The organism is Nostoc flagelliforme FACHB-838, from assembly GCF_014698065.1.
In the GTDB taxonomy this organism is placed as follows: Bacteria; Cyanobacteriota; Cyanobacteriia; order Cyanobacteriales; family Nostocaceae; genus Nostoc; species Nostoc flagelliforme_B.
On sequence record NZ_JACJSI010000309.1, the window covers coordinates 1 to 6952 of the forward strand.

Annotated in this window: 6 protein-coding genes; 1 reads left to right on the forward strand and 5 read right to left on the reverse strand. The window is 45.4% G+C overall.

Going from position 1 to position 6952, the window contains the following annotated elements; all coding sequences use genetic code 11:
• Positions 1-315: 315 nt before the first annotated feature.
• Complete coding sequence (locus H6G97_RS41880; protein ID WP_190946468.1) at positions 316-507, reverse strand: hypothetical protein; 192 nt, start codon at positions 505-507, stop codon at positions 316-318.
• A 187-nt stretch (positions 508-694) separates the two neighbouring features.
• Entirely contained in the window at positions 695-1054 is a 360-nt protein-coding gene (locus H6G97_RS41885) for a hypothetical protein (protein WP_190946469.1), read from the reverse strand.
• A 105-nt stretch (positions 1055-1159) separates the two neighbouring features.
• On the opposite strand from H6G97_RS41885, the gene H6G97_RS41890 reads away from it, so the two are divergent.
• Positions 1160-4219, forward strand: a complete 3060-nt coding sequence (locus H6G97_RS41890; RefSeq protein ID WP_199350044.1) for an ExeM/NucH family extracellular endonuclease — start codon at positions 1160-1162, stop codon at positions 4217-4219.
• A 221-nt stretch (positions 4220-4440) separates the two neighbouring features.
• Here the strand turns inward: H6G97_RS41890 and H6G97_RS53955 are convergent, their stop codons facing one another.
• From H6G97_RS53955 to H6G97_RS53965, 3 genes are read right to left on the reverse strand one after another with little or no spacing between them, the layout of a single operon-like run.
• Positions 4441-4932 carry a hypothetical protein gene (locus H6G97_RS53955; RefSeq protein WP_242055953.1) on the reverse strand — a complete coding sequence of 164 codons (492 nt, stop codon included), beginning with the start codon at positions 4930-4932 and terminating at the stop codon, positions 4441-4443.
• A complete protein-coding gene (locus tag H6G97_RS53960) occupies positions 4893-6431 on the reverse strand; it encodes a strawberry notch C-terminal domain-containing protein (RefSeq protein WP_242055954.1) in 1539 nt (512 codons plus the stop codon). The genes H6G97_RS53955 and H6G97_RS53960 overlap by 40 nt, the downstream gene beginning before the upstream one ends.
• The gene (locus H6G97_RS53965) at positions 6428-6826 is read right to left on the reverse strand and encodes a strawberry notch-like NTP hydrolase domain-containing protein (RefSeq protein ID WP_242055955.1); all 399 of its coding nucleotides are present in this window, start codon (positions 6824-6826) and stop codon (positions 6428-6430) included. Before H6G97_RS53965 ends, H6G97_RS53960 begins: the two co-directional genes overlap by 4 nt.
• Between the last annotated feature and the right edge of the window lie 126 nt (positions 6827-6952).

Sequence of the window (6952 nt, forward strand, 5' to 3'; positions counted from 1 at the left end):
ACTTACCAGCGCATTATTAAAAAGCTCCTGCCAAAACAAAATTACAACACAGTAGTAGCTCAAAGTGATTCAACACTGATTATGTGTATAGAAAAGGCTGGCAACTTTTTTTAGCTGGCATTTAGCAAATTGCATATACAATAAAGCCCTGGTGAAATCCAGGGCTTTTAACTTGAAAACTCGATTTTCAGCTAAAAATATAACTTGTCATGAATCCTGAGTGAAGGAATCTTTCTGAGTATATCCAAGGCTACGGGTAATAACTCTCCTGCTGGAGCAATGAGAGTACTTTTGCCACTGAATGAATTAACCGCTTTAACGCCTTTGATAAATGGAATCACGTCCAGCTTTTGCTGCTGCTTCAGCACTATAGTAAATCGGATAGTCACCGAATACCGTGCCATCGGGGCTAATAATCCGAAACTGCCAGCATGTACCTGGAGTGTAGAATACGACTAAAACACGAGAGTGAATACAGACAACTGAATGAATCTTGGTAGTAGTCATTTTAATGTGCAGTCGCGTTTGCTGAATATTAGTAAAGTAGCCATTCTCATAATGAGAATAAGTATAAATACGTTTTAAGTGAAACTAACCACTCAAGCCTAGTTATAGATGTTTTAGAAAACTTTTTAACATTAGCACTTTTTGCAACTAACTTAAGTATGAATAATAGTCTATCTTAAGTTAGTTTTTAAATGTATGTACCTGTTATCTTAACCGTATATTTTGCAGAAAGTGTAACCTGATTTAAGCCTTGTTCTATAAGGGTTTTATAGACACGGGGTAGGCTAAACTGTAACCTGGTCAACCAGTGTTTATTTATACCTATTGTCTCAAGTATATGATTTTGAAACATGCGGTACTCTTTTGTTCCAACAATCCTAATCGCATCAAACCGATAGTTGCCAATGTACAACTCAACGGCTTGGGCGGGTGTGAAGTCTTTCTTAGCCATGATTGCTCTCTCCACAAGAATTTCATCAATTTCTCGCGGAGCGTTTGCATGGTAGATTGCACTTCCCTTAGTATTATGGCTGAAGTTCAGCTTCAACTCAAGTTGTGCTAATAGCAAAAGTATTGTTTAAACCAGAGATATAAATCCCTTAATAATGCCGTGATATTTGTACTGAAATTTGCAGCTTTTATGGAGATTTCAATGGCATTATTTTTCTCGGAATATATTGAAGGCAGCAGCAACAATAAAGCCCTGGAGATATACAACAGCACAGGTTCAGCAATCGATTTAACTGCTGGAAATTATGTGGTTCAGTTTTATTTCAATGGCAGCAGCAGCCCCACCACTTTTAGCCTGACGGGTACAGTGGCAGCTGGAGATGTGTTTGTTTTTGCCTCAAGCAATGCTAATTCAACCATTCTTGCCCAGGCTGATCAAACAAGCGCTGCTGCTTTTTATAACGGAGATGATGCGATCGTGCTACGCCAGGGCGGTGCAAGTGGGACGATCCTTGATTCAATTGGTCAGATTGGCGTTGACCCCGGTACAGAATGGGGAACTGGTCTGACCAGCACAGCAGATAATACCTTGCGCCGCAAAAGTAATATCACTAGTGGCGATGCCAATCCCAACGATGGGTTTGATCCAAGTGTGCAGTGGGACGGGTTTGCTACTGATACCTTTGACGGATTAGGAAGCTATACTGCTGCTCTAGGGACAGGAGCCGGAGTAATTATCGCTCAATCTGGCAACAGTACTGATGTGAATGAGCAGAGTGAAACAACTGATACCTACACGATCGCTCTCACGACTATACCAACGGGTGCAGTAAATCTAGCGATCGCCGCAGATGGCGAAACTCAACTGAGTACTGATGGAACAAACTTTTTTAACTCCCTTAGTTTAAACTTGACAGATACTAATCCCAAGACGATTACCGTTAGAGCAGTAAACGACTTGGATGTAGAAGGATCTCCTCACACAGGAGTAATTACGCATTCGATCACCAGGAGTGCTGACCCGGCATACTCTAACACACTCACACCAATCCCTAACCTCAACGTCAATATAATTGACAATGATGTTGCTCTCAGAGAGGTTTATGAAATTCAGGGGAGTGGTGCAGACAGTCCGCTTGTTGGGCAGACGGTGACAATTGAAGCAGTTGTGGTTGGCGACTTTCAAGGCAGCAGTCGCTTGAATGGATTTTTTGTGCAAGAGGCAGTTGGAGATGGTAATGCCGCAACCTCAGACGGTATTTTTATCTTTGCGCCTAACAGCATAGACGTGAGTGTAGGTCAAACGGTACGCCTGACTGGAACAGTTGGAGAAAACTTTACTCAAACTCAACTCAGCAACATTAGTGGACTGAGCGTAGTGGGTTCAGGAGCGCTCACCCCTATAGCTGTTGACCTGCCCGTAGCTGCAACGACAGACTTGGAACGCTATGAGGGAATGTTAGTCACCTTTCCCGAAACCTTGACGGTCACTGAAAACTTTAATCTCGGTCGATTTGGTGAGGTGTTGCTGTCTTCAGAGGGACGGTTGTTTAACCCCACAAACTTTATTGACCCGACGGATATTCCGACTACTGAAACCGAGAACGACGAAAACAATGTTGCCACAGTGACAGCACAGCAGAACGCAAACAACCTGCGCCAGATTTTACTTGACGATGGCAGCAATACCCAAAATCCCGCTACAGTTCCCTTTTTGAATGAGGATGGCACATTGCGCGTGGGTAGCACGGTTACATCTCTTACAGGTGTGCTGGGCTTCGGGTTTGGCAGCTACCGACTGCAACCCACTGCAACACCCAATTTTGTCGATTTTAATCCCCGGACGGCTACGCCCGAAGAGGTGGGCGGTAATGTTAAGGTTGCGAGCTTTAACGTGCTAAACTACTTCAATGGCGATGGCATGGGTGGCGGCTTTCCGACTTCGCGGGGAGCGGACAATGTAGCAGAGTTTGAGCGGCAAAGTGCCAAGATTGTCAGCGCGATCGCAGCCCTGGATGCCGATGTAGTGGGTCTGATTGAAATCGAGAATGATGGCGATGGTGCTGAATCGGCGATCGCAGAACTGGTAGATCGGCTAAATACATTTTTAGGCGCAGAAATCTATGACTATATTCGCGATCCTGCTACAGGGGTAGGAACTGACGAAATTAAAGTCGCCTTCATCTACAAGCCAGGAATAGTAACCCCAGTTGGTGCTTCCCTCAGCGATCCTGACGCTGTTTACAATCGCCAACCCGTCGCTCAAACCTTTCTACTCAACTCCAACGGCGAAACTTTTACCCCTGTGATTAACCATTTCAAGTCAAAAAGTGGTACGGGCACAGGTGCAGACGCAGACCAGGGTGATGGACAAGGAGCTTTTAACTTCACGCGGGTTCAGCAGGCAGAAGCCTTGCTTGGCTTTGTTAATGAGTTGAAGACGACTACAGGCGATAGCGATGTATTAGTCCTTGGGGATTTAAATGCCTATGGTGAAGAAGATCCGATTGATGTGTTGCGAAATGGTGGATTAGTAGATGAACTCGGCAGATATATCGAAGACCCCTACTCCTTTGTCTTTGATGGGCAATCTGGACGATTGGATCATGCCCTAAGCACTTCCAGCCTCAGTGCCCAGGTGACGGGAGCTACCGAATGGCATATCAACGCTGACGAACCCCTAATTCTAGATTACAACCAAGAATTTAACCCCCCTGGACTGTATGAGCCAACACCCTATCGCTCCTCAGATCACGATCCTGTGCTAATAGGTGCCCAATTAGCGATTAACCTGAGCGTATTTAACGGCAGCAACGGCAAGGATACACTCAATGGCACTTCTGGCAGAGACGAACTCAATGGACGCAATGACACCGACATCCTCAATGGTGGCAATGGTAACGATACTCTTAACGGTGATAATGGCAACGACATTTTGCTGGGTCAAATCAGCAACGATATCCTTAACAGTGGCAATGGCGATGACCTGCTCAATGGCGGTCAAGGACAGGATACACTGCTTGGTGGTAATGGCAACGATCGCTTTGTGTTAGCAGCAGGCGAAGGCTCAGATACGATTCAGGACTTCAAGGACGGCGCAGATTTGATTGCTCTATCAGGTGGTCTAACGTTCGGTCAACTGACGATCGCGGGAAATGCCAACAACACCCTGATCCGCGTCACAGAAACCAACGAGCTACTGGCGACCCTAAACGGCGTTCAAACAAACGTAGTTACAGCGATCGATTTCGTTGCAGCCTAATTCAAATTACACAGGGGCAGGTAACATCCGCCCTTTTTTGGAAACACAGAAAAATTACAGCCCCTTATTTTCCAATATGGTTCAGTTAAGGCTGAAAGTTGTGTAAATTAAGCATTGTCCCAAGAATGAAAATGAGCCTGTAGTGCATCTGTTACTACCTTTTTAATTTAAGAGGGCACGAAAATAAGCTGATGTATCTAGTCAATACATCAGCTTTTAACTTATCCTAAGATTTCAATCACAGCCGCTAGAATAGCTGGCGCTTTGTCTGAAACTGGAATGAATACGCGCTTTTGCCAGTTGATGATCTCGGTGAAACATCCAATAGCCACCAGTCGCTCTGCCAGTGAGATAGCATTAACCAGTTCTATGCGAGGTTCACCAGCAATGAAAGAACGTCGCAAGGTTACACCACCCGACAACTGCTGTGTATATCTCTCGTTCAGTACCAGCTTCACAAGTTCTTCTGGAGAAAGCAGCTGGTTCCTGAGTCCAAGTTGTTCGCGCACGGTTTGGATGTCGTGAGCATTCACCACCCGACCAAGAATCTTTTGTCCATCGCTGGTTTGTAGTCGGAATACTCGACTATTCTGTTGTGGTAGTATTTTCCAGATGGGTAGGAGAATACCAGTTACCAAATGCAGGTAATCGGTAGTGAACTTGGGCAGTGCGTCTATTTCTTTCGACCACCCTGCGACGAACGCTCGACACAAACCGCTTTCCAAGTAGAAGATTCTAAATCCTTGACTGGTATACGGGTTTCTTTTTGGGGACGAACGAGTAACACTCTTGGTACAACACCACCATCAGCGTCGTAGATACTATGTGTCGGAATTGACACAGCAGCATGACCAGACTTGGTGTTAACCATCAATTTCCCCTGGTACATACTGGCAAACTCAAGCATTTCGTCAGGCGTTCTGATGTTATTCTTCTGAGTGCGTTCTATCTTGAGATAGTTCGTTACGCTACCAGTGACAGGATGTGTGTACACAGTTTCACGGTTTTCGACGGTAAATTTCTCAGCCCGTAAAGTTTCCACACCCATCTCATAGACCCCTGCCGCGATCGCTGCTTCAATCTGCTGACTCAAGAGTAGTTCAAACCTCTCGAAAATGATGTTTTGCATATCAATTCGTAGAGCCAGTAGTCGGTTGAGGAATTGCCGCAATGGGGGCAAGTCGATTTTCATCCCGCCTTCATGAGAGGTTAAGCTAAGTCCAGTCATCTGCTCAAAAGTTCCCAAAGGCACTTGGGCAAACCGCCCTTGGAATATCTGCTTGAACAGTTCATACAGTGCATATTCGGCGTAGTTTGACTCAAGGTTATCTTTGTTTGAAAATATTCCGTTACCTCCAGTTTGCCTCTGTCCACGAGTGAGTGCGCCCAAGCTATCCAGCCTTCGAGCAATGGTTGAGATAAAGCGGCGTTCACCGATGACGTTAGTGGTAACAGGTCTGAACATGGGTGCTGATGCTTGGTTTGTGCGGTGTGATCGTCCAAGCCCCTGGATTGCATTGTCTGCTCTCCAGCCGGCTTCAAGCAGGTAGTGCGATCGCCGCCGCCGATTCACAGCATTTAGATCAGCATGATAACTTCTGCCTGTCCCACCAGCGTCACTGAAGATGAGGATTTGTTTGTCTCCTTGCATAAACGCAGCAGTTTCAGCAATATTCGCCCCAGCACCGCGTGAATCCACAAACAAACGCCCTGAATCATCTTTCAAAACTCGCTTGCTGCGACCAGTTACTTCGGCAATTTGTTTGTTACTGAAGTGCCACAGCAATTGTTCTAATGCACCAGGGATTGGATCAAGACATGCTAACTTATCGACTAAGGCATCTCTCAAAGCTACAGCTTCTTGGGAGATAACCGGAGAGCCATCAGCGTCAAAGACTGGCTCGGATCTTTCTTCTCCATCAACGCCAGAATGGATGGAATGAAGATGAACAGGGAAAGCACTCATCAGATAATCCATAACATATTCCCGTGGAGTCAGGTCAAGATTGAGATCCTTCCATTCCTCGGACGGAACTTTATTGAGTCGGCGTTTAAGCAACTCCTCATTAGTTGATACAATTTGAATAACAATGGCGTTTTGAGCAGCTAAATCTTCTTCAATTGCTTTAATTAACTGTGGACACTTCATGCTAGTCAACAGATGGTTGAAGAATCTTTGCTTGTGCGACTCGAACTGAGACACCGCGCTCATCTTTGCAGCACGGTTGTAAGTCTTGGAATTAGAGATATTACAAGCTTCCAGGCTTTATCTAAATTATGGTGAATAACCTCAAAAGCATCGGAGTAGCTATTATAAATCCGTTCCTGTGTCGGCGTTAACTCAATGTAGAGAGTCTGATACTCCACGCCCTCAAACGAGAGACTCCGCGCCAGATACAGTCCCAAAGCCTTGAGATCCCTGGCTACGATTTCCATCGCGGCGATACCACCCCCCTCAATGGATTCCACAAAATCTTCACGGGAGGTAAACGGAAAGTCACCGGTTTGCCAAAGCCCCAGACGATTTGCATAAGATAGGTTAGAAACCTTCGTCGCTCCAGTTGCTGATACGTAGACAACCCGTGCCTGCGGTAATGCGTTTTGCAACCTCAGCCCAACAATAGACTTGTCCGAAATATTAACTTAGGAAAAGAAAAATGGTAAAACGTTTAAGTAAGTGTCTACCATTTTTCTGTATTAGTTATGGTTTTTGATTATATCCAGAAGTATCCG